This is a genomic window from Capnocytophaga sp. oral taxon 902 (assembly GCF_013394735.1).
In the GTDB taxonomy this organism is placed as follows: Bacteria; Bacteroidota; Bacteroidia; order Flavobacteriales; family Flavobacteriaceae; genus Capnocytophaga; species Capnocytophaga ochracea.
In genome coordinates this window covers 1,606,751-1,632,157 of record NZ_CP058261.1, presented here as the reverse complement: position 1 = coordinate 1,632,157, position 25,407 = coordinate 1,606,751, and the positions used below count along the sequence as shown (strand labels likewise).

The 25,407-nt window shown below is 42.6% G+C and carries 14 protein-coding genes; all 14 read left to right on the top strand.

All coding sequences use genetic code 11. From position 1 onward, the window contains the following. The first annotated feature begins 55 nt into the window (after window positions 1–55). The 14 genes from HW278_RS06980 (at window position 56) to bglX (ending at window position 25,398) form a co-directional block, all read left to right on the top strand. Window positions 56–3,160, top strand: coding sequence for a type I restriction endonuclease subunit R (locus HW278_RS06980; RefSeq protein ID WP_178977372.1), 3,105 nt, complete (start codon window positions 56–58; stop codon window positions 3,158–3,160). 51 nt (window positions 3,161–3,211) lie between these two features. Further along, window positions 3,212–3,778, top strand: coding sequence for an aminoacyl-tRNA hydrolase (gene pth / locus HW278_RS06975; protein ID WP_016478424.1), 567 nt, complete (start codon window positions 3,212–3,214; stop codon window positions 3,776–3,778). 16 nt (window positions 3,779–3,794) lie between these two features. Continuing rightward, entirely contained in the window at window positions 3,795–4,253 is a 459-nt protein-coding gene (locus HW278_RS06970) for a CopD family protein (RefSeq protein ID WP_178977371.1), read from the top strand. Between the two features lie 775 nt (window positions 4,254–5,028). Continuing rightward, window positions 5,029–8,313 carry a SusC/RagA family TonB-linked outer membrane protein gene (locus tag HW278_RS06965; RefSeq protein ID WP_178977370.1) on the top strand — a complete coding sequence of 1,095 codons (3,285 nt, stop codon included), beginning with the start codon at window positions 5,029–5,031 and terminating at the stop codon, window positions 8,311–8,313. A 12-nt stretch (window positions 8,314–8,325) separates the two neighbouring features. After that, window positions 8,326–10,074: a RagB/SusD family nutrient uptake outer membrane protein gene (locus HW278_RS06960; protein ID WP_178977369.1), complete on the top strand. Its 1,749-nt coding sequence runs from the start codon at window positions 8,326–8,328 to the stop codon at window positions 10,072–10,074. Window positions 10,075–10,214: 140 nt separating this feature from the next. Further along, window positions 10,215–12,968, top strand: a complete 2,754-nt coding sequence (locus HW278_RS06955; RefSeq protein ID WP_048745699.1) for a SusC/RagA family TonB-linked outer membrane protein — start codon at window positions 10,215–10,217, stop codon at window positions 12,966–12,968. Between the two features lie 4 nt (window positions 12,969–12,972). Further along, entirely contained in the window at window positions 12,973–14,673 is a 1,701-nt protein-coding gene (locus HW278_RS06950) for a RagB/SusD family nutrient uptake outer membrane protein (protein WP_048745697.1), read from the top strand. Between the two features lie 132 nt (window positions 14,674–14,805). After that, the gene (locus HW278_RS06945) at window positions 14,806–16,362 is read left to right on the top strand and encodes a DUF1735 domain-containing protein (RefSeq protein ID WP_048745718.1); all 1,557 of its coding nucleotides are present in this window, start codon (window positions 14,806–14,808) and stop codon (window positions 16,360–16,362) included. Between the two features lie 32 nt (window positions 16,363–16,394). Then, window positions 16,395–17,183, top strand: coding sequence for a glycoside hydrolase family 16 protein (locus tag HW278_RS06940; protein WP_009411015.1), 789 nt, complete (start codon window positions 16,395–16,397; stop codon window positions 17,181–17,183). Beyond that, the gene (gene galA / locus HW278_RS06935; protein WP_178977368.1) at window positions 17,184–19,640 is read left to right on the top strand and encodes a beta-galactosidase GalA; all 2,457 of its coding nucleotides are present in this window, start codon (window positions 17,184–17,186) and stop codon (window positions 19,638–19,640) included. Window positions 19,641–20,353: 713 nt separating this feature from the next. After that, window positions 20,354–20,842, top strand: coding sequence for a hypothetical protein (locus tag HW278_RS06930; protein ID WP_178977367.1), 489 nt, complete (start codon window positions 20,354–20,356; stop codon window positions 20,840–20,842). A 201-nt stretch (window positions 20,843–21,043) separates the two neighbouring features. Then, entirely contained in the window at window positions 21,044–21,433 is a 390-nt protein-coding gene (locus tag HW278_RS06925) for a hypothetical protein (RefSeq protein WP_178977366.1), read from the top strand. 93 nt (window positions 21,434–21,526) lie between these two features. Further along, window positions 21,527–22,939, top strand: a complete 1,413-nt coding sequence (locus HW278_RS06920; RefSeq protein ID WP_178977365.1) for a cellulase family glycosylhydrolase — start codon at window positions 21,527–21,529, stop codon at window positions 22,937–22,939. Window positions 22,940–23,085: 146 nt separating this feature from the next. Next, a complete protein-coding gene (bglX, locus tag HW278_RS06915; RefSeq protein ID WP_178977364.1) occupies window positions 23,086–25,398 on the top strand; it encodes a beta-glucosidase BglX in 2,313 nt (770 codons plus the stop codon). Window positions 25,399–25,407 lie beyond the last annotated feature (9 nt).

Below are 25,407 nucleotides of genomic sequence, written 5' to 3'. Positions count from 1 at the left end.
GCCAGCTCGCTGACTTTGCCCTTACAGATAAGATAAAATAAATTATAATCATATTATGACCTACAACACTATCGCCGAAACACAAAACTACATCGTTTTAGACAATTATACTAAGCTCTCTAAAGTGAGTGAAGCACCCGCTACTTACCAAAGCGAGAATGCTTTAGAACGCGAATTTATAGAGGATTTGGTAGAACAAGGCTATGAATACCTGCCACAGCTTACTACCCCCGCAGCACTCTTGAATAATGTGCGCACACAGCTACAAAACCTCAACAGCGTAATCTTTACCGATGCCGAATGGGCACGCTTTGTAGAGGAATATTTAGATGCCCCCAGCGATAACTTGGTAGAAAAATCGCGCAAACTGCACCGCGATTATATCTACGACTTTGTGTTCGACGATGGGCATATACAAAATATCTATTTGGTAGATAAGAAAAATATCATTCGCAATAAGGTACAGGTCATCAACCAGTTCGAACAGAAAGGCTCTCACGCCAATCGTTATGATGTAACGATTTTAGTGAATGGGTTGCCCTTAGTGCAAATCGAACTCAAAAAACGAGGGGTGGCTATCCGTGAGGCGTTCAACCAAGTGCATCGCTATAGCAAAGAGAGTTTCAACAGCGAGAGTTCTCTGTACAAATACCTACAACTCTTTGTCATTTCCAACGGTACCGATACCCGCTATTTTGCTAATACCGTAAAGCGTAATAAAAACAGTTTCGACTTTACGATGAATTGGGCAAAAGCCGATAATACGCTCATCAAAGACCTTAAGGATTTTACCGCTACTTTCTTCCAGAAAAACACTTTATTACAAGTGCTACTCACCTATTCCGTGCTTGATGTAAGCGACACACTATTAGTGATGCGCCCCTACCAAATAGCCGCTACCGAGCGACTGCTCTGGAAGATAAAAAGTGCCTATCAGGCTAAGCACTGGAGCTCTCTTGAGGGAGGTGGTTATATATGGCACACTACAGGTTCGGGCAAAACACTCACTAGCTTTAAGGCTGCCCAATTGGCTACCCAGCTCGATTTTATCGATAAAGTGTTCTTTGTGGTAGACCGCAAAGATTTGGACTATCAAACGATGAAGGAGTACCAACGATTTTCGCCCGACAGTGTAAATGGCTCAGGTAGTACTGCTGGACTCAAACAGAATTTAACTAAGAACGACCATAAAATTATTGTTACTACTATCCAGAAACTCAACAACCTGATGAGGAGTGAAGAGCATTTGCCGGTATACGACCAGCAAGTTGTCTTCATCTTCGATGAGGCACACCGTTCACAATTTGGTGAAGCGCAAAAGAACCTTAAAAAGAAGTTCAAAAAGTACTACCAATTTGGTTTTACAGGCACCCCTATTTTCCCCGACAATGCCTTGGGAAGCGAAACTACTGCCAGCGTGTTTGGTCGCGAACTGCACGCCTACGTAATTACCGATGCCATTCGCGATGAAAAAGTACTGAAATTCAAAGTAGATTACAACGATGTACGTCCACAATTTAAGGGTATAGAAACCGAGCAAGATGAAGCTAAACTCAGTGCTGCCGAAAACAAACGCCTCTTGCTACACCCCGAACGTATTAGGGAAATATCTACGTACATTTTGCGCAATTTCCGCCTCAAAACCCACAGGAATGAGGGCAGTAATAAGGGCTTCAATGCGATGTTTGCCGTTAGTAGTGTAGAGGCTGCCAAATGCTACTACCAAGAGCTCAACGCCTTGCAAAAAGATAGCGACCGACCGCTTAAGATAGCGACTATCTTTTCTTATACTGCCAATGAAGAACAAAATGCTATAGGCGACATTACCGACGAAACTTTCGAACCTTCCGCTATGGACGTCAGTGCCAAAGAGTTTTTGGAAAAAGTCATTACCGACTATAATGCGATGTTTAAAACAAGTTTTTCATTAGAAAGCAAATCGTTTGAAAACTACTATCGCGATTTGAGTAACCGTGTGAAAAATCAAGAAGTCGACCTGATGATAGTAGTGGGTATGTTCCTCACAGGTTTTGATGCCCCTATGCTCAATACGTTGTTTGTAGACAAAAACTTGCGCTATCACGGACTTTTGCAGGCTTATTCTCGCACTAATCGCATCTACAACAGCACTAAGAGCTTTGGTAATATCGTTACTTTCCGCGATTTAGAAAAAGCTACCATCGATGCTATTACCCTTTTCGGCGATAAGAGCACCAAGAATGTAATCCTCGAAAAAAGCTACCAAGAGTATCTTGAGGGCTTTACTGATATCATTACTGGTAAAGCTTGCCGAGGCTATAACGAAATTGTAAAAGAACTAAAAGAACAATTCCCCGACCCCGATGAAATTCACACTACAGCCGATAAGAAAGCCTTTGTAAAGCTTTTTGGTGAATATTTGCAGGTGGAAAACATCTTGCAAAACTATGATGAATTTGCCCATCTCAAAGCGCTACAAACGATTGATAAAAACGACCCTGAAGCGTTAAAAGCCTTTGCCGAGGAGCATTTCCTAACCGAAGAACAAGTCGCTTCTATGGTACAATTAGAGGTACTCAAAGACCGATTAGTGCAAGATTATAAATCTACTTATAACGATATACGTGATTGGGTGAGCAAGGAACGCGAGAACAAAGAGCAAGAAAAACAGTTAATTGACTGGGAAGAGGTGGTTTTTGAAGTAGATTTGCTCAAATCTCAAGAAATAGACCTCGATTATATCCTCGAACTCATCTTAGAACACCACAAAAAGAACAAAAACAAAGAGGCTTTAGTAGAGGAAGTGCGTCGCATTATCCGTGCCAGCATAGGTAACCGTGCCAAGGAAAGCCTTATAGTAGATTTTATCAACGAAACTAATTTAGATACTATTGACGACAAACCGACTATCATAGCAGCGTTCTTCACTTATGCTCAAGAGAGACAAAAAGCTGAAGCTGCCGAGCTAATCGCAGAAGAAAACCTAAACGAAGAAGCTGCTAAACGATATATACAGCTATCTCTAAAACGTGAATACGCCAGCGAAAATGGCACTGACCTCAATAGCATTTTGCCTAAAATGAGTCCGTTAAATCCACAATATCGAACCAAAAAACAAACTGTCTTTCGCAAAATAGCTGCTTTTGTAGAAAAGTACAAAGGCGTAGGAGGTGAATTGTAATTTTATAATTCACAAATCAGCTAATTTACAAATTATTATTACCTTTGCACTATGAAGAAATATTTAATCGCCTGCCTCGGCAATATAGGGGCTGAATACGCCAACACTCGTCATAATATAGGATTCCTTGTAGCCGACACATTGGTGAAAGACCATAATGCTTCTTTTACGACTCAGAAGCTTGGTGACCTCGCCGAAATTAAAGTGAAAGGGCGTACCTTTATATTGTTGAAACCCTCCACGTATATGAACCTCAGCGGTAAAGCAGTGCGCTACTGGATGGAAAAAGAGAACATTCCTTTGGAAAACCTCTTGGTCATTTGCGATGACCTAAATATCCCGTTTGGCACTATCCGAATCAAAGGCAAAGGTAGCGACGGAGGTCACAACGGACTTAAAGATATACAAGCCCAACTGAACACCCAACAATATGCACGTTTGCGTTTTGGTATTAGCAGTAATTTTGAATCGGGCAAGCAAATAGACTATGTACTCGGTGAGTGGACTCCCGAAGAGCAAACCCTCCTCCCCGAACGCTTAGAAAAATGTGCCGAAGCCGTCCTTTCTTTTGGCTTAGCAGGGCTTAATATCACAATGAACACCTTTAATAACAAGTAACCCCTGACCCCTAACTATGTACACACATCACCTCATTCTCATTCTGCACCTCATTGCTGCCACTATTTGGGTAGGCGGACACTTAGTATTGGCTATCGGCTATTTGCCAAAAGCTCTTAAACGCAAAGATTTCAGCTATATAGGCAATTTCGAGAAGACTTACGAGCCTATCGGAATGCCCTCACTTGCCGTATTAGTTATCACAGGTATTTTGATGGCTTACGACTACAACGCTGGTTTCAGTTCTTGGTTTTCATTCGCTACTCCTATTGAGCGCGTGGTATCGCTGAAACTCACTTGCTTGCTCACCTCTATTTGTTTTGCTATTTCGGCACAAACGCGCGTTTTGCCCAAACTGCGCAAAGGTCAGCTCAACAAGTTGTCTGAAATGGCGGTGCATATTATCTGTGTTACTCTTATAGGGGTAGTAATGGTAGTACTGGGTAGTTTAGTAAGAATAGGAGGAATACAATAATATTAGAGGGCTAACTAATAAACTTCCATTAGCCCTCTTTTCTTTAAGATTTAAACGCGGATTGTTTCTCTTCAAACTTCCCGACTAGTTAAATTCTGCTTTTACCCCTCTTAACTTTCCATTTTCACTCACACCTAAGGTTTTTAGCTGATTCCGATTATAAACCAATTGTCGAAGTCAGTTGTTATGGGTTACACCAGCTCTTTAAGTTGCATTTTTGTATCATAACAAAAAAAATCTCTCTTCTTTATACAGCTTCCTATCAGCTAACCCCACCCACTTTATTCTTATCTTTTGCCTGAATTACCTCTTCCGAACCTCTTCAATTTTCTCCGTCTCCGTTTACTAATCTGTTAATTTTCTAATTCTCTCATTTTCTAATTTGCTAATTTTTTCTCACCCTCGATTGGTTTTAGTAACATTCTAAACTCAATCAGTGTTCATTTAGTATTCAATTAATCTTCGGTTAGTCTCCATTGTAGACCCACTGTAGACCCACTGTAGACCCACTGTAGAGCCACTAAAGACCCACTATTTGTTCATTTATTTTAAAATATGTAATATTGCACTTGTTAAAGAAAAAAGTATTTTGTTATAAACCTTTGATAAACACAATATAACAAATACCTAAACATTTCCTTTACTTTAATATTTCTTACAGTAGATAGAATTTGATAAATAAACGAAAAGAAATGATAACAACCCTTTAACTATAACACCCTACCTTTGCCCCAACGAAATAAGACATTTTCCATATAACTAAAATTCCAAAATTATGGATAGATTACATTCATACAAAACCAGACTACTGATGCTCGCTTGGCTGTTCGGACTATGCGTAGGAGCACAATCCCTGTTTGCCCAAACAGTAAAAGGGAAAGTAGTTGATGAAGACAATATGCCTCTGATGGGTGCTACCGTATTGGAAGCAGGTACTAAAAACGGCGTAACCTCCGATTTCGACGGTAACTTCCAACTCAGCTTGAAGAACGAAAATGCTACCTTAGAAATATCCTTTATGGGATATAAGAGTACCAAAGTACAGGTGCAAAACCGCAACAGCATCACCGTAAAGCTCTTGCCCGAAACCACCGAACTAAAAGAAGTGGTGGTGGTAGGGTATGGTACCCAAAAGAAGGAAACGGTAACAGGTGCTATTTCTTCTGTCAAAGGAAATAAACTCGTAGAAAATGCAGTTGCCAACGTCTCCAATGCGCTAGTTGGGCGTATGCCAGGGATTACTTCCACTCAGTCCAGTGGTGAGCCTGGTAGGAACGCTACTACCATTCGTATTCGTGGGGTGAGTACCTTCAATGCAAGTAGCCAAGAACCTTTGGTGGTAGTAGATGGTATCCAAAGCTCTATGAATGCCGTAAATGCGATGGACCCTTACGAAATTGAAAGTATTAACTTACTGAAAGACGCTTCGGCAACAGCTGTCTATGGTGTGAAAGGTGCTAACGGGGTGGTAGTAGTAACTACCAAAAGAGGTCGCTCTGGCGCTCCTAAGGTGAGTCTTACTTATAACTTTGGTATGAGTCAGCTGGCTACTCAGTTAGACCTGCTCAGTTCTTATGATTATGCGCGTTTCCGCAACGAAGCTATTCGCAATGACAACGACCCAAGTAACTTCGATAAGCTGTTCAGTGAAAGTGGTTTTCACAACGAGTTGTGGAAGTTCAAGAACAATCGCGACTATACGCCTCAAGAGGTGGAAGCGATGAACCTCACTCCTGAACAAAAACAAGCCCTGCTAAATAGCCCTGCGCTGTATTACACCAGTCATAACTATTTCAAAGAGGCTTTTGGCGGGGTATCTCCTCAAACGCAATTCAACCTAAACGTATCAGGGGGAAGTGAGAAAACGCGTTACTTTACTTCTTTGGGGTATTTCTATCAAGGAGGTACTTTCAAAGAAACTAACTACCACAACGCCGATGTAAACTCTAAATACCAGCGTTACAACTTCCGCTCTAACTTCGATTTTGAACTTACCGACCGCACCAACCTCACACTCGACCTCGCTGCTGTATCTTCAAAGGTAGGAGGCATTTTAGGTAGTGAGCAAGACGGCGATGTAAACAGCGAAACAGCCCGCAAAAAGTCGATGTTAGTGCATATCTTGGCGAATACGCCTTTTGCAGGTCCTGGTATTGTAGATGGGCGTTTAATCGATGGATATGTAGATGGTGTAAATCCTTTAGTAGGTAAAGGAGGTACAGGTTATTCGGTGTTGTCTAGCTTGCTCTGGCGACCTTACCTTACTACCTATCAAACCGACTTGAACCTAAACTTAAAACTGAAACACAAACTCGATTATATCACTCAGGGTCTTTCTATTTCGGGTACTTTTTCTTACAACGATTTGTATAGAAAAGGTGTGAAAAGAGAACGCTCTATCCCTTCGTATAGCGTAACTCGCAACCCTAAAAACCCTGCTGAACTACTCTTCTTTGGCGGCAGACTCAAACACACTACCCTTACCGACCGCTTTAAATCAAGCAAGTGGCGTCGCCTCTATTTTGAAGTAGCTACTAACTACGACCGCTCTTTCGGAAAACACAATATCACTGCCTTACTTTTGGCTAACGGACAAAAAACGTATGACCCTGGTTTTGAGTTTAACGTACCTGCTAGTATTATGGGGCTCGCAGGTAGGGTTACTTACGATTACGATCGCCGTTACCTTATTGAAGGTAATATGGGGTATAATGGTACCGAAAATTTCGCTCCTGGCAAACGCTTCGGGTTCTTCCCTGCCTTCTCATTGGGTTGGGTAGTTACGAACGAAAAGTTCTTCCCTAAAAACAATATTGTTACTTACTTAAAGCTCAGAGGTTCTTATGGCGAAGTAGGGAATGACCAAGTAGGTGGTCGCCGTTTTCTATACTTGCCTAGTACTTGGGGCTATGGCTATGAAGGCTATCGCAACGATGGTTATGGTGCAGGAGGTTACTATTTCGGTAGTAGTGATGGTACTACCAAAGACCCTTTCTATACCGGTGCTTGGGAAACTCGTGTAGGGAACCCCAATGTTACTTGGGAACGCGCCAAAAAAAGCAATGCGGGTATCGACCTGAATATGTTTAAAGATAGGCTTACTATCAATACCGATGTATTCCAAGAAAAACGCGACAACATCTTGTGGAACAGAGGTACAGTGCCTGGTATTGTAGGTTCTGACCTTCCTGCGAGCAATATAGGTAAGGTAACCAATAAAGGTTACGAAATACAAGTGCACTGGGGCGACAAGATAGGCGATTTCACTTATGGCATTGGGGGGAATGTATCCTATGCCAAAAACAAAATAGACTACCGCGATGAGCCTAACAACCCTCACCCTTGGATGAATGAAACGGGCTATTCTATCGGGCAGTATAGAGGTTATCTCACCAATGGTTTCTACAACACTTGGCAAGAGGTAATGCAACGCCCTTATTCGCGTTTTGATGGCAATAAAGTGCAACCTGGTGACCTCCGTTATGTAGATGTGAATGGCGATGGCGTTATCGACGAGAAAGACCGCGTGCCTATTGGTTATGCAAACTTCCCTCGCTATACTTTTGGGGCAAACCTCAACGTAGGTTACAAAGGATTTGAAATATCGGTGTTGTTCACCGGTACGGCTCAAGGTTCTATGCCTTTGGATTTCTATACGCGCAACCCTTTCTATATGGGTACAGGGGCTGCTTTCCAACATCAGTATGACGGACGTTGGACTCCTGAGAAAGCTCAAAACGGCATTACCCCTACTTTCCCACGGGCTTCTATGCGCACCGGTGATAATATCAACGGATTGTTTAGCGACTTCTGGTTGCTCTCTACCGACCATATCAAGCTGAAAAACATAGAAGTAAGTTATCTCTTGCAAAAGAAAATGTGGTTGGATAAAGCAGGTATCTCATCGGTGAAACTATCGGTGAGCGGTAACAACCTCTATACGTGGTCTAAAATGCACGATGGTTACGACCCCGAACAACAAGATTCTAACGGCGCTGCCTCTGGATATCTCTACCCTATGACCCGCACTTATAGCGTAGGGCTCAACGTTCAATTTTAAAAAATACAACCAATGAAAAAGCTCATTTATACCACCTTAATCCTTGTCTTTTTCTCACAAGTATTTTCTTGTAAGTTAGAAGACCACTTCCTCGAAAAGAGTTTAGGAAGCGATGTGAATGTCGATTCTATCTTTTCGAGCAAACAGAAATCTCTCTCGGCTATTGCCCAAGCCTATGCGATGAGCCTGCAATCAGGTATTACGTTGCGTTACGACAATGGGCGCATTAGCGGACTGAAAGCGGGAACGCTCTCTCACCTATCGGGAGAAGTGAACGATGTGAAATTCAGTTGGGAAGACACCTATAAAATTCAACGTTCTGGAATGGTAGCCAGCGACTCCGATGGCAAAGCATTGAGTTCCGATGGTTTTGTGTTCAACTACCAATCTATCCGTCAGTGCTATTTGGTGATTGAGAACATCGATAAAGTCCCCGATCTTACTGAGGTACAAAAGAAAGGTATCAAAGCCGAAATGTATACTCTCATCGCCTACCGATATGAGGAGATGTTCAAACGTTATGGCGGGGTTCCTATTATAGAGGGTACACTTTCAGTAGATTCCGACCTGAATATTCCTCGCGCTACTTTGCGCGTTACCTTAGACCACATTATTGCCCTTTGCAACAAAGCTATTCCCGACCTGCCCGATAGCTACAACGCTTCGGAAAAAGGACGTGTAACCAAAGGTATACCAATGTGTATCAAAGCCGAAGCATTGATGTACGCCGCGCGTCCGCTGTTCAATAGCAATACGCCTTATATGAGTTTGGGTGGCAATAACAACCTAATTTGCTTTGGCTCACACGATGCTTCGTTATGGCAACAAGCCATAGAGGCTAATGAGCAAGTGATACGCTGGGCAACTGCCAATGGTTATCAAATCATCAATACGGGCAACCCCTTAGCCGATTACGGTACAGCGGTAGCAACCCCTAACAACCGAGAAGTGCTCCTCGCCTTTAAATCACAAAACTTTATAGAGGCTTACAACCCTCACAGCCAACCAGGAGGAGCAAATTCTATGAGTTACTTGCAACTTACCCAATACTACAAAACTGATGGAACTGACCAAACGTGGACGGGTGAAAACTGGGAAAGCTACGCTACTTATGTGAACAAGTGCAATGAGTTAGAAGCCCGCTTTAAAGCCTCAGCAGCGATTGCAGGACAACAAGCGTGGAACAACCCGAGTTCGCATTATTGGTCAAGTGAGAGTTTGGCAAATGCGTCTACTTGGGAAAAGAGAGCAGGCAGTGAAGGCGCAGGACGCCGTGTAAAATTCTTCTATATGGCTGATACCCGCGATTGGTTTGAATTCCCTTTGTACCGTTTGGCTGAGTTCTATTTGAATCTCGCCGAAGCCTATAACGAAGCAGGCAATCCTGCTCAGGCTTTGCAAAACCTAAACGTTATTCGCTCGCGTGCAGGGCTACCAAATGTTACTGAAACAGGACAAGAGGCTTTGCGCAAACTCATACAAAGAGAGTGGGCGGTAGAGTTCTACGAAGAAAATCACCGTTACTTTGATGTAAAACACTGGAAACTCACCGATATTGCCAATGGTATCATTGGAGGGGAAAAGAAAGGAGTAGTTTTTGAATACGCCCCAGGAAAATCGGAGGGGTGGAATGCGTGGGATTACGCTTCTTATGCTGTGAAGCCTGTCTATACAGGGTATTGGGACAACAGTCAGTACTTAGAGCCTTTCCCTCAATCGGAAGTGAACAAAGGCTACTTGATACAAAACCCTGGTTATTGATATAAATAAAAGAAATTCACCATAAGGTGAAAATTCGTGAGATTATACAATATAAAGGATTTTTATACTGAATACAATTCGTGAGATTCGTGGGAAGCAAAAAAAATATCCTAAACTCACGTGTAATAAAAACAACTGAAATGAAATATAAACATAACATATTATTTTGTAGCCTTGTGGGCTGTATGCTTTGGGCAGGTGCTGTGCAGGCACAAAGCCCTCTGAACGTACCCGAAGAATTGTCTACGCTTTCTACCTCATCAGTAAAAGGAGAACAACTCTTGAAAATGCCCACAACTAACTTTACCAACAGTTTGTTTGGGTTGCTACCTGGACTCACTGTATTGCAAGGCGGAGGAATGGACAATGCCAGCCTAAATATCCGCGGGTTGGGTTCTTACAACTACCCTTCGGTTACCTATTTTATCGATGGTTACCAAAGTGATTTTATACTGCTATCGCCTTCCGAAATCGAGTCGATTACGGTTTTGAAAGATGCGGCTGCCTTAGCACCATTTGGTATGAAAGGAGCGCACGGCATCGTGTGGATTACCACCAAACGCGGTACAGAAGGCAAGCCTGTGGTAGGGGTAGATTTCCAAACAGGCGTACAAATGCCTACGGTACTGAGCAAACCGCTATCGGCTACCGAGTATGCTCAGCTATACAACGAGGCTTACAGTAACGATGCAGGTGCTTGGACGAGCTTTTACAATATTCCTAACGATGTGAAATACAACACCGATTGGTACGACAAAGTGCTCAAAAAGTCGGCTTTGTTTGATAGGCAAGATGTGAGCATACGCGGAGGCTCAGCTACTACTAAGTATTTTGTGCTATTAGGGCACGCCGGCAACAGTGGTTTGTACGCCTCTAAGAACGACGATTCGCATTCCAGCGGAAGGTTCGACCAATATCTCGTAAAGGCAAATTTAGACTTCAGTATGCTCAAAATATTTGAAGGAAATGTAAATATCAACGGACGTATAGAAGACCGTAAATCGCCTAATTACAACGAGTATAAGCTCTGGCAAAACTTGGCGAGCTATCCTAATATCATTTATCCGGCGCAAAACTCCAATGGGTCGTTCCCTGGTACAGCCATCCACCCCGATAACCCTTACGCTTCTATCCGAGCCTTAGGTATCAAAACCCTACACGACCGCACTTTAGGGGCTAATTTCAACCTAAAAGAGAAATTAGACTTCATCACCCCTGGTTTATACATACAACAAGGCGTATCGCTCAGTTCGTGGACACGAGGCACACGCATTGTAAGCAGAGATTACACTCGTATGTTTAATGGGGTAGCACAAACCACCCATCGCGATAGCAACTACAAAGTAAACGACGACTGGGGTACCAACCAATGGAACCGTTTGCAGTTTCTGTTGGGTGCAGGTTATGCCCGTGAGTTTGGACAAAACACTTTCCAAACAGTAGTAAACTACCTTCAATACGTTTATAATATAGACGACAATCTCAACGGAAAAGCGGGTTTGAACAACAACTACGCCTATCAGAACATCGGCGGACGTGTGTTCTACGATTGGAACGAACGCGTATCAGCAGAATTTGGTTTTGCTTTCGGTGGCTCGGATAACTACAAGAAAGGTAATCGCTTTGGTTTTTATCACGCCCTTTCAGCAGCTTATCAGGTTTTCAATGAGCAACACCCTTCGGCGAATGCCAATATCAATCGGTTGAAATTGCGCGCTTCAGTAGGTAGTACTGGTAATGATGTGTACAACGAAGGTCGCTACTTATACGAACGCTATTACGGTTCTTACGGAGGAGGCGGTTTTGCCACAGGAAACGACGACCCGTCGTGGCATAGTGCTATCGGACTAAAATACGTACCTAATGAGCGTATATTTGCCGAAAAAGCCTATAAGTACAACATAGGCGTGGAAGCTAAATTCTTTAACAAATGGGACGTGATGATAGATGCTTTCCTTAACAAACACGAAGGTATTATCACCCCTGATTACAGTATTTCAAGTGTCTTTGGGGCTACCCCTCCCTATAAAAATATAGGAAAGGTAACTAACCGAGGTTTTGAAGTGAGTACACTTTACAGCAATGCAGCAGGAAAACTCACTTATAGTATAGGCGCTAATGCTTCGTATGCTAAAAACAAAATAGACTATATGGCTGAGTACGATGCTAGTAGTGAGAGTTCAGCTCAAACAGGCAGACCTATTGGCACGCGCTTTGGCTATGAAGCTGCTGGCTTTTACGATATAAACGATTTTGACAGCAATGGCAACCTGCTACCTTCACTCCCTAAACCTTCCTTTGGAAACGTTGCCCCTGGTGATGTGAAATACCGCGACTTAAATGGTGACAACCGTATAGACCCTGCCGATAAAACCGAAATAGGCAAAAGCTACCTCCCTACACTCACTTATGCTGGTACGCTCAACCTCGGTTATGAAGGATTTGACCTTGGCGTGCTCGTGCAAGGAGTACAAGGCAGAGAGGTGAATTTATTAGACGATGCGCGCCAAAAAACGGTTGCTTTCGAGAACAACGGCAATGTGTATGCTATCGCCAAAAACCGCTGGGCTTACTATCCTGCACAAGGCATCGATACCCGTAGCAGCGCCCAGTACCCACGTTTGTCGTTATTGAGCAACAACAATAACACCCAGCCTTCCACCTTGTGGATAAAGAAAGCTAATTACCTAAGAGTACGCTATATAGAGTTAGGTTACAGCGTTCCTAAACGAATGCTCGACGAGATAGGCGTTAGCAAATTGCGCATTTACGTAAATGCTGCCAATCCGTTTACTTTCTCATCACTGCTTACCGATTATGACTTAGACCCCGAAGTGTTATCGGGTTACCCTGCCCTCAAATCGGTTACTATGGGTGTGTCTTTAAAGTTTTAAACAAATGAACTACCGAAAATATATCGCTATGTTAAAGAGTAATAAACCGAGCAGAACAATCTTTGCAGTGAGCTGCATTGCGCTGATGAGTACACTCATCGGGTGTAATGTGTTAGACACCAAAGAAGATATTTACGATACCGACGAGCAGATAAAAACCAATTACCAAGTGTTGTACGACTTTGGTTATGCTGCCTATACACGTTTGCAAAACCGCTTTGATGCCATCGATGGCAATCTGTTTGCGGCAGTGAGCGACGAGGCTGAATATACGCTTTCGCCTTCAAACACTCAAGTTTTTAACGAAGGAAGCTGGAATAGCACCAACAACCCCGATAATACGTATGCTTACAACTACGAAGGCATACAAGCGGCTACTTATTTCTTGGAAAAATTCCCTAACTATGCTTCTTTCTTAAAGCAGAACCGCAACCTTATCACTCAAAACGACATCAACAACTACAATCGCGATGTGAAGAGCATAAGGGCTTTGCGCTTTGAAAACCGCGTGTTGCGTGCTTATTTCTATTTCGAACTACTGAAACGCTACGGAGGGGTGCCTCTTGTAAAAACAACGCTTTCCGCCGATAGTAACACGCTTTTGCCTCGCAACACAGTGGACGAGGTAGTGAACTATATCGTGAGTGAAATCGATGCTTCCAAAGATAGCTTGATTACCAATTGGGGAAGAGATTTTGATATTGGCTTAGATGGGCGTATTACCAAAGGTGCTGCCTTAGCCCTCAAATCCAGAGTGTTGCTTTATGCGGCGAGTCCGTTGTACAACCCCACTAACGATGTAAACAAGTGGAAAGCAGCTGCCAGTGCGGCTAATGAGCTTATCAGCTTAAATCTCTACAGCCTTGATAATAGTTACCGCGATTTGTTCCTTGGTGACAGAAGCGCGAAAAGCTCTGAAACCATTTTTGCTATTCGCCAAAGTGCCACCAATGATTTAGAAAGGAAAAACTACCCTATTGGCAGTGCAGGAGGTAATAGTGGCATCACGCCTTCACATAATTTGGTAAGTGCTTATGAGTACAAAGGCACCCCCGACCCTAATGATATATACGCCAATCGCGACCCTCGACTCGGTTATACGATAGTAACCAACAACAGTCAGTGGAATGGACGTACAATAGAAATATACGCAGGTGGCGCTGACAACTACAACGCCAAAAACGCTTCACGCACGGGCTACTACCTCAAAAAGTTTTTGAACGACAACCTCGATTTAGTACAAGACGAGAAAAGACTCCGCTCTTGGATAGTCTTCCGCTTGGCTGAAATTTACCTCAACTATGCCGAGGCGATGAACGAAGCCTACGGACCCGATGCTAACAACGGTTATGCACTCACTGCTAAAGAGGCTATCAATTTGGTGAGAGGCAGAACGGGTGTGGAAATGCCTGCGATTACTACAGCATCAAAAGAGGAGTTCAGAGAAAAAGTAAAACACGAACGCCGTATAGAACTCGCCTTTGAAGAACACCGCTATTGGGATTTGCGCCGTTGGAAAGACGCTACTACCGTGCTCAATGAGCCACTTACTGGAGTGCAAGCTACTAAAAACGGCAATCATTTTAGCTATCAAGTAAAAGAAGTAGAAAAGCGCACTTTTACCGAAAAGATGTACTCCTACCCTATTCCTCACAGCGAAATTAATAAATCTAACGGAATTGTAAAACAAAACCCAGGTTGGTAGTGACAAGTGACGAATGACGAAATACATCAATTTGATAAAATAATTGAATAACAAACCTCACCGCTTTTGCGGATTCCCTCCCCTTCCCTTGGGGGAGGGGGAGAAGGAGGGGGTGAGGACAATCTCTTATATATGAAAACAAAAAACATTACATTATTGCTACTCCTATTCGTAGCCTTCATCGCTTGTAAAAAAGACGATGTATTTGAAGACCCTGGTATAAACAATATCTATATGCCACAAGCCTCCTTGAACAACGGAGGTAATGAATACAATGTGCCTTTCGGCGGAAACTCCGAAAACTACACTTTCGACGAGACTACCAAGAAATTGAAAATAGTGCTCGGCGTGAAGAACTCTGGTCTCTCTACCGATGGCTTTGCTGTAAAAGTAAAAGTTGACGCACAAGCTACTAATGCTTATGTAGAAAAGTACAAAAACGAGGAGAAAAAACCGGCTGTAGTACTACCCGAAGGCTCTTACACATTGCCTGAAAGCGTAAGCGTTGCATCTGGTAAAAGTGAAGAATCGTTTTACTTGGACGTAGATGTGCAAAAGCTCCTTACCGACCACTCCGATTACTACAAGAATCGCATCGCTTTGGCAGTAAGCATTTATGGCAATGAGAGAATCCTCCAAAACAAAGCAACTACTATTGTAGTGATTGACGGGGCGAAGTTTTTGCCTACTCCACCTGAACCTCCTAAGCCTCCTGTGGAAAATATGCTCAAAAAAGACGCTTGGAAGATTCTAAAACAAAGTATAGACGGAAAAATTACAGCCGATGCTAAGATTAATATCGTAGATGGTAATATCCAATACTCATCTGGTAAAGTGGGTGGCAAGTTCAACCACGTGATTTATCAACCGGTAAACGTAGAAAAAGGACAGACTTACACTTACGATATGCACGTGGAAATCAAAGGAAAAGCGTGGGGTTGGATACAAGCGTATGTGAGTGAACACGAACCCGAAGAAGGCAAAGACTTCGGCGATGGCAAGGTATTAGAGCTCCAAAACAACATCACCTCTCCTATGAGTGGTTCATTTGCCGAACTTTCAGCTATCCAAGACCAAAAGACCTATACCGCTGGTAAAACCGGCACACTCTACTTTGTAATAAAGATAGGTAGCTGGGATAATAATTTCGAGGATTTAGCCCTCTCTGATATCGTATTCAAGAAAGATAATAGTCCTAAGCCTCCTAAACCTCCGGTAGAGACTAGCATCAAAAAAGACGCTTGGAAAATACTATTGCAAGGCATCAATGGAGGTCTTTCAGAAAAAGCTGATATCACCATTACCGACGGTAATATTCATTACACTTCGGGCACCGAAGGAAAGATGTTCAACCACGTAATTTATCAGCCTATTGAAGTAAGCGGAGGAGAAACTTATACTTACGATATGACACTCACTGCCAAAGGCAAAGCGTGGGGCTGGATACAAGTGTATATAAGTCAGTGGGAACCTGAAGAAGGCAAAGACTTCAACGACGGTAAGGTGTTTGACCTATCGGGAGAAATCAAAACGCCTAAAAGCGGACTGATGTCGGAATTAGCTTCAGGTGAAAAGACCTATACAGCTACTAAAACAGGTAAATTATACTTTGTGATAAAGATAGGTAGCTGGGATAACAATTACGAAGACTTAACTTTTTCAGATATCTTTATCAAAAAAGCGCCTTAAATGAATATATTAAATAGACAAATAAAAAACATATGAAAAACGCAACAACCTTTAGTTTTATTACAATGTTATTGTGCGGGCTTACAGCCTGTAACAAATCGGGAGGAGACGCTCCTATTGAAGACAACCCTATGCCTGAAACCCCTACTGAATGGGTGTTAGACTTCCAAGACAACTTCGATGGCAATGCCTTAAACACAGATAATTGGGCTGTGTATGACAATGAATACCTCGAAAAAGAAGGTAAACTCAAACCTGAGAATACGCGCCGTACCTATGCCATAGAAGTGAAAGACGGCTTCTTGAATTGCCTTATCGACAAAGATTATAAACGCGAAGGAATGTTTATAACAGGTGGAATAGCTCATAAAAAGAACTACAAATACGGTAAGTTTGAGTTCAGAATACGTATGGACGAAGACCCTCATAAGTCTTCCAGCGGTTTAGGACTTACTTGGCCTGAAAGTGAAAAATGGCCTGACGATGGCGAAAACGACATCTATGAAACAAATCACGAGGACAACGCTTGGAATACCTATATCCATTATGCAGTATCTGGTAAAGACCAACAGTATCAACAGAGCTTCCGCAACTACAGCAAAACCGATTGGCATATTGTAGCAATGGAATGGGCTCCTGAGTACATAAAGATTTACATCGACGGTAAACTTGAATGGACTCTTAAAGACCCTATAGCAATGGCTAAAGCACCTCACCATTTATGCTTTCAAACTGAAAAAGACATTAACAAACCTTTTACCAAACAACTCAAACTACAAGTAGATTGGGTAAAGGTATACAAATATGTACCTAAAAAGTAAATGAGATATCCATACAAGTTTCTTCCCTTTCTCATCGGTATGCTCCTATGGCTTGCTCACCCCATCTATGGGCAAGCCATTAGGGAGCATATATTGTTAGATAACGGTTGGAAATTCAGCTTAGGGCACGCTACCGACCCTACTAAAGATTTGTATTACCGTGTATATAACGACTTCTCAAAAACACTTTCCAAAGGCATTAACTTTTCGAGCATAGACTACGACGATAGCGCGTGGCAAACCGTAGACCTCCCTCACGATTGGGCAGTAACTCTCCCTTTCAGTGAAAAAGGTGATTGGTCACACGGATATAAAGCCTTAGGCAGTACCTTCCCCGAGCATAGTATCGGTTGGTATAGAAAAACCTTTGACCTCAGCAAATCCGAAGCGAGCAAACGCATCGAACTGCAATTCGACGGTATTTTTAGAGACAGTAGGTGTTGGGTAAATGGCATTTATGTAGGGCATCACCTCAGCGGGTATACAGGAATAAAGTACGATATTACGGATTTGGTGTATTTTGGCAAACCAAACGTGATTACCATAAGAGTAGACGCTACCCAAAACGAAGGTTGGTTTTACGAAGGGGCAGGTATCTATCGGCACGTGTGGCTAAACTCTTACAACTCTGTTCACTCTTCCCCCGAAGAGGTTTTCATCTATACCAAAAGCATTGGCAAACAAGCCGAAATGTACGCCGAAGCTACTGTGCATAACCGAGAGACAAGCTCACAAACTTTTCAGGTGGAATGGGCTATTCTTAACCGTGAAAAGAAAGTAATAGCTACTCACAAATCTGCAAATACTACTTTTGCCCCTAACGAAAAAGTAACTGTAAAGAGTAACCTTAACATTCCTAATGCACAGCTTTGGGACACTGAGCACCCCTTTCTGTACACCTTAACAACGAAAATCATTTCCAACGGAAAGACCACCGACCTTATTCACACCCGCTTTGGGGTGCGCACTTTTAGTTATCAACCCGACGGCTTTTACCTCAACGACAAAAAAATGAAAATAAAAGGCGTGTGCGTACATCAAGACCACGCCGGCGTAGGTACTGCACTATTAGACGAATTGCAGTATTATCGTATCGGGTTACTCAAAGCAATGGGTGCCAATGCTTACCGCACTGCTCATCACCCTCATAGCCCTGCCGTGCTACAAGCCTGCGACAGTTTGGGTTTATTAGTAATGGACGAAACCCGACTCTTAAACAGCGGGCGAGAATACCGTCAACAATTTGAAGACCTTATCAGGCGCGACCGCAATCACGCTAGCGTCTTTATGTGGTGTATCGGGAATGAAGAAGAAAAAATACAAAGTACCGAAACTGGAGAGCGCATCGCTCGTACGTTGGTGAGTTTACAACAGCATTTAGACCCTTCACGCGTGAGCACTTATGGCGCCAACGTAGGTAATGAAAATGAAGGCGTGAGTGTTGCCATACCCGTACGAGGCTTCAATTACAACCTCTATGGGCTTACCGATTATGAGAAAGCGCACCCCAATCAACCTATCATCGGTACCGAAGTAGCCAGCACCGTGGGTACTCGAGGGGTGTATCTGCCGGAAATAGTGCTCGACAAAGCCGGGGGGTACAGTGGTCATTTTGTAGCCGATACCCTACGCGCTTACCTGCTCGACCAAGACAAGAGTTACCCCAGTTGGGCATCACAAGCACAGCAATGGTACAGCACGACTGCTAACGACCCTCGTTTTATGGGAGGTTTCGTATGGACGGGCTTCGACTATCGCGGAGAGCCTACCCCCTTTGCGTGGCCTAATATCAGTTCGCATTTTGGGGTAATGGACGTGTGTGGTTTCCCTAAGAACGTGTATTACTACTACAAAGCCCATTGGAGTGAATCGCCTGTATTACACATAGCCCCTCATTGGAATCTGAACCTGCCCCAAAACACTGTGGTAAAAGTGTGGGTATATAGCAATACCGAAGAAGTGGAACTTTTCTTGAACGGAAAGACACTCGGCAAACAAAAAACACCTGCTTTTGGACACTTATATTGGGAAGTACCCTACGAAAAAGGTACGCTGAAAGCGGTAGGCACTAAGAATGGGAAGCGGATTATCTCCGAAATAACTACTACCGAGAAACCTTTTGCGATTGTGCTTTCTCCTCATAAAACACAACTGAAAGCCGGTAAGCAAGATGCCGTAGTAGTGAACGTGAGTGTAGTAGATAAAAAAGGACGTGAAGTACCCAATGCCGATGCCCTTATACAGTTTCAGCTTACAGGAGATGCTCGCATTATAGGAGTAGGGAACGGCGACCCCAGCTCGCACGAGAAAGATACTTTTGCCGAAGGAGAGCGTGTAGAGCGCAAACTTTTCAATGGCAAATGCCAAGTGATTATCCGCTCAGGTGAAAAAGGCGGAAAGGTACAACTACGCGCTACAAGTAACGGACTGAAAGAAGCGGTGGTGAGAATGAATTAAGGTAAAAGGTAAAGCCTGCGAGGGTTCACAGCTGGGTATGTCAGTAAAAAGTAAGTTAAGGTTTGAACGAAGAATAAATAAAGGGAAAAACTGACTTAGAGAGAAAAGAGAGAGAGCATATTGCTGTATTGACAAATATTTTATAACTTTGTGGTGTGAATTAGCAGATTAGGAAATGAGAAAATTAGAAAATGGGTAGTGATAAAAAGGGGGGTTGACAGGTATAACTTGTAGGACAAATCAGGCTGGTTAGGATTTTCGGAAGGAAACGAAGGTTTTCAGAAGGAGGCTAAGAGACTTTTTGATGAAAAAGGGCTATGAGAAGGGTGGGGTTAGCTTATAGAGAGCTTATAGGAAGCTTATACGAATCTTGGACGATTGGTATAGAAAGGGTATATAAGTAGTTGACTCATAGTATAATACAGCGATGCAAAAAATGGTAAAAACGAGGTTTCGAGGCGAAAGAAAGAGGAAGAGGCACTAGGCCTTAGGCCATAGGCACTAGGAGGGAGTATGATGGAAAAGGGAAGTAATAACGAGAGGCGAATGATGAATAACGAGAGTAATGTGGTGAAAACATCTCCCTATATACATACTCGGCTGTTGCCGACAATTCCGAAAGAGGACTTTCTGCCAAAGAGTATTTTTATAATAGAAAATGCTTTGGTGCAGGAATTGAAAAGAATAATAAGTAATCTTAAAAACAATTATATATGAAGACAAAAGCATATTTAGCAATGTTGTTATTGGTGATAACAGCTTGCAGTTGTTCTAAAACAGAAGAGGAAACAATATTTCCTGAGGCTGTAATGGTTAAGAGTTTTGCGACTGTAGCAAATACACCTGAGCATAGTTTTGTGAATTTTGCCCTTACCCAAGATGGTTACCGAGTTGTGCAAAATAAAGAAGCCCTACAAGCGCTCTTTCCTAATACTGACCTCAGTACTATAAAGGAATTTAAGGATATTGATTTCGGTACACAGACTCTTATCATAGGAAGAAAGGGGCTTTCTGAGGTGACACAGGCGAAATGTAGGTTTAGCAAGAAAAACAATAATAGCTACGTGCTTACGGTAGACCTCGACTTACTTGGACTATTTGGACCTGTAGTGTTATACTACGGTGCGATAGTACAAAAACTACCTGAAAACGCTACTGTAACCGTAGAAGTGTTGCCTCTTGAAGTGAACAAAGATATTTAGGCACGAGGTCGTAGCAAGACAGGTGGAAAAATTAGAGAATTAGGAAATTTGGAAATGAGCAAATGAGGGTGTGAGTCACACGGGATTATTAGCAGATTTGTCGGAGGGACTCTGAGAGGCTCACGCGAAGAACCTGCCTGCTTTCTGTACGATTGAATTTCGTAAGACAAATAAAAACACGACTTATAAAAATAAAGCATTATGGAAACAAAAACGTTTTTAGCACTACTGTTATTGGTAATAGTGGGGTGCGGTTGCTCAAAAAAAGAGACTCCTCCACAAGAAGATTGTGGGTGCAATAGTCCTACTGTTTGGACTATTAAAGAATCTCTTGAAGAAGAAATAAGTTATGCAAACAATCAAAATACTTATTATCCTAACACATTTTGGATAGGCAAGGGGTTTCATTTTTTTATAGTTTGCAATGAGGATATTTTTCCTCAAAAAATCAGAGATTTAAAATATAAGGAAGAGGGCACTACTATAAAAGTAAAAATTCAAGGAGAGGTAAAAACTCTTTGTAAAAAATGGATTCACCCAGCAATTTATAGTTATAATCATATTACTTTAACTAAAATAGAAGTGTTATAAAACGACTCTCATAAAACAATAAGTAATAAAAAAGACTATTACATATGAAAACAAAAACGTTTTTAAAACTTGTTACCTATTACTTGATTTAAAATGAACATAACCCTATATAAAACACTAAGAAACGCTTTGTTTTTAATGCTTTGCCTAAGCAGTCCGCTATGTTTGGCACAAGCAAATATAACGGTGAGCAAAACCCACCCGCGCTATTTTGAAAAAAATGGTGCGACGTGGATTCCTATTAGCACCAATTATCTACCATCGCATAATTTTGAAGAGGTAGAAAAGTACTTTAAACACTTTGCCGAGAATGGTGGAAATGCAATGCGCATTTGGATAAGTACTGAGTTCTTAGAAATAGAAGACCAAAGGGAAGGGAAATACAATCCCGAGAAGTTAGTGCGTATAGAACAGTTGCTACAACTTGCAGAAAAGTATCATATTTATATCAAATTCACCCTACATCACTTGCGTACTATCTCTAATAACATCTCACCTGAGGCTTCTTGGTGTAACAGCTATTCACTAGCTACCAAGTTCAAGAATGTAAGCGAGTATGTAAGTACTAAAAAAGGCAAAAAGTCCTACTTAAAACGCCTCAGAGCGATTGCTAAAAAATGCCAAAACCACCCGTATGTATATGGTTGGGAGTTGTGGAACGAAATGGATTCAGCAGTACCCGAAGCAGAGTGGCTACCTTTTACCAAAGAGATGCTCGGTAAGGTGAAAAAGTTATGCCCTGAGCAATTGGTTACCCAAACCTTAGGCAGTATGCACGCCCCTTATATGGACGACTACTACAAGAAGCTGGCAGTAATACCTGACAACGAGTTTTTGAGCATTCACCGTTATTTAGACGAGGGCGACAAGTGGCATCAATACCCGATAGTGAAAGGAGCTGTGAGTGCTTTAGCAACCGATGCCGTAGCTATGGGCTTGACATTTACGAAAAACGACCCCAAGCCTGTTATCATCAATGAGATAGGAGCTGTAAACCCTAACCACGCAGGACCTTCGTCGCTTTATCCGAAAGACACAGAGGGCATTTTGTTACACGATTTTATCTTTGCACCTTTCTTTGGAGGTAGTGCAGGTTCGGGCAATACTTGGCATTGGGATCATTACATAGAGCCTAACCAACTGTGGTATCACTTTGGACGTTTCAAAAACGCTATTGAAGGAATTGACCCCGTGAAAGAAGCGATGCAACCCTTCTATTTCAAAAGAAATGCTGTAGCCTGTTACGGACTAAAAGGCAAAACAAAAACGATATTGTGGTGCAGAGACCTAACTAACAATTGGAAAACAGAGCTACGTGAGGGGCGTCCTGCCCAAATGAAACGAGATTTCGAAATACCACTCAACCTTATAAATATAAAATATACTCATTACAGTGTTTACGACCCTTGGACGGATAAATGGGAACGACATATGCCTATGTATGACGGAAAGGCATTGATTCCAGCCTTCAAGCGTTCGATAGTAGTGGTATTAGAAAACCCATAGCATCTTCCTGTCTTCTTTCCTTAGTTTTCTTATTGCCCTGATAGATGAGCAAAGGGCAAAATTATAAAAACAAAGCAATATGTAATTCTCATTTTAAGGGAAGGTACAGGCAGGAAGGTGTTTTTTATAAAAACGTTAATGTATCTATGAGATATAGCAAACACATCTTTAAAACGCTTATTTCGTTACTTATGATAGGTTGCGCAACACCCGCTATCCTAAAATCTGATAATGAAAAACTCACCCAAAAGAGTTTCAGTGGCGATAAACACATAGAACAGCGTGTAGATTCGGTACTGCGTTTGATGACTCTTGAAGAAAAAATCGGACAAATGACGCAATTCTCAGCCGATTGGTCGGTTACAGGCCCTGTAATGGCTGATAAGTACCAACCTTACCTCGAAAAAGGCTTGGTAGGAAGTATTTTTAACGCTACTTCGGTTGTAGGTATACGAAAATTGCAAAAAATAGCGGTAGAACAAACACGTTTGGGTATTCCTATCCTCTTTGGTCAAGATGTGATACACGGCTATAAAACTATCTTTCCCATTCCGTTAGCTGAATCTTGCTCGTGGGATTTGGCTTTGATGCGCAAAACAGCTGAACTCGCTGCCCGTGAAGCTACTGCCGATGGTATTAACTGGACGTTTGCTCCTATGGTAGATATTACCCGCGATGCTCGTTGGGGACGCGCAATGGAAGGCGCAGGCGAAGACCCTTATTTAGGAAGCCTTATTGCCGAAGCGCGCGTAAAAGGATTTCAAGGGGGAGACAATTGGCAAACGTTGAGTAGCCCTCACACACTTTTAGCTTGTGGTAAACACTTCGCCGGCTATGGAGCTGCCGAATCAGGCAAGGACTATAATACAGCTGAACTCTCTATGCACACCTTGCGCAATGTATATTTACCTCCTTATGAGGCGACCCTAAACGCAGGGGTGGGCAGTATAATGGCTTCTTTGAACGAGATAAACGGAGTGCCTGCCACCGCCTACAAGTGGTTACTTACAGAGGTACTTCGCAAAGAATGGGGTTTTAACGGCTTGTTAGTGAGTGATTACACAGGCATTAACGAGTTGGTGCGACACGGGGTAGCCAAAGATGATAAACAAGCGGCAAACCTCTCAGCCAATGCAGGAATAGAAATGGATATGAATGGGGCAACCTTTATTAAATACCTTAGTGCCTTAGTGAAAGAAGGCAAAGTAACCGAAGCTCAAATTGATAAAGCAGTAAGGCATATATTGGAAATGAAGTTCCTTTTAGGTCTTTTTGATGACCCCTACCGATACTTAGATGAAACCCGTGCCAAAGAAAATACTTTTACTGAGGAATATCTGAAAGTAGCGCGACAAGCTGTTGCTTCCTCAGTAGTACTCTTGAAAAATGAAGCTGAAGTATTACCCATCAAAAAAGATAGCGGTAAAACGATTGCTGTAATAGGGCCTATGATGAACAACACAAGTGATATCAACGGCAGTTGGACGTGCTTAGGTGACGGCAAACAAAGCGTGAGTTTACTCACAGGGCTTACCGAGAAATACAAGGGTACAAACGTAAAACTTCTCTATGCCGAAGGCTGTGGTTTTACAACTATTTCAACAGAACAACTCAAAGAAGCGGTTGCTATAGCTCGCAAAGCTGATAGGGTATTAGTGGCCGTAGGTGAACAGAGCAGCTGGTCAGGAGAATCGGCGGTGCGCACCGATATTCGTTTGCCTCAAGCACAACGCCAATTGCTCGAAGCACTAAAAGCCATAAACAAGCCCATAGCTATCATTACTTTTAGCGAACGACCGCTCGACCTTTCTTGGGAAAACGAGAATGTACAAGCTATTTTGCAAGCGTGGTTTCCTGGTACGCAAGGAGGCTATGGCATTGCCGATGTGATAGCAGGCGATGTAAATCCTTCGGGGCAATTAACGATGTCTTTCCCCCGCAGTGTAGGACAAATCCCTATTTACTACAACTACAAGAGTACAGGGCGACCTGTATATACAAACAATGAAGAAGTAGACCACCGCCCTCATTATAACGCAGGATATTTGGATAGTTCCATTACGCCTCTTTATCCTTTTGGGTATGGACTCAGTTACACTACCTTTGCTATTAATAATGTGCATCTGAATAAAAAAAGTATCAAACGCTATAACGATAGCATTATAGTAAATGCCTCTGTGCAGAATACAGGAACAACCGAGGGCGAAATAGTGGTACAACTCTATACCCGACAGTTAGTAGCAAGTGTTAGCCGCCCCGTAAAGGAATTGAAAGGGTTTCAGAAAATCCCTCTCAAAGCAGGTGAAAGCAAACAAGTCCATTTTGAACTGCCTTCCGAAGCTCTTGCCTTTTACGGCATCAATGGAAAAAAGGACACTGAGCCCAGCGAGTGCTTGCTGTGGGTGGGCTTACATTCTGCCGATAATAATAACGAACAACATTTTACAATAGAAGAATAACAAACCATA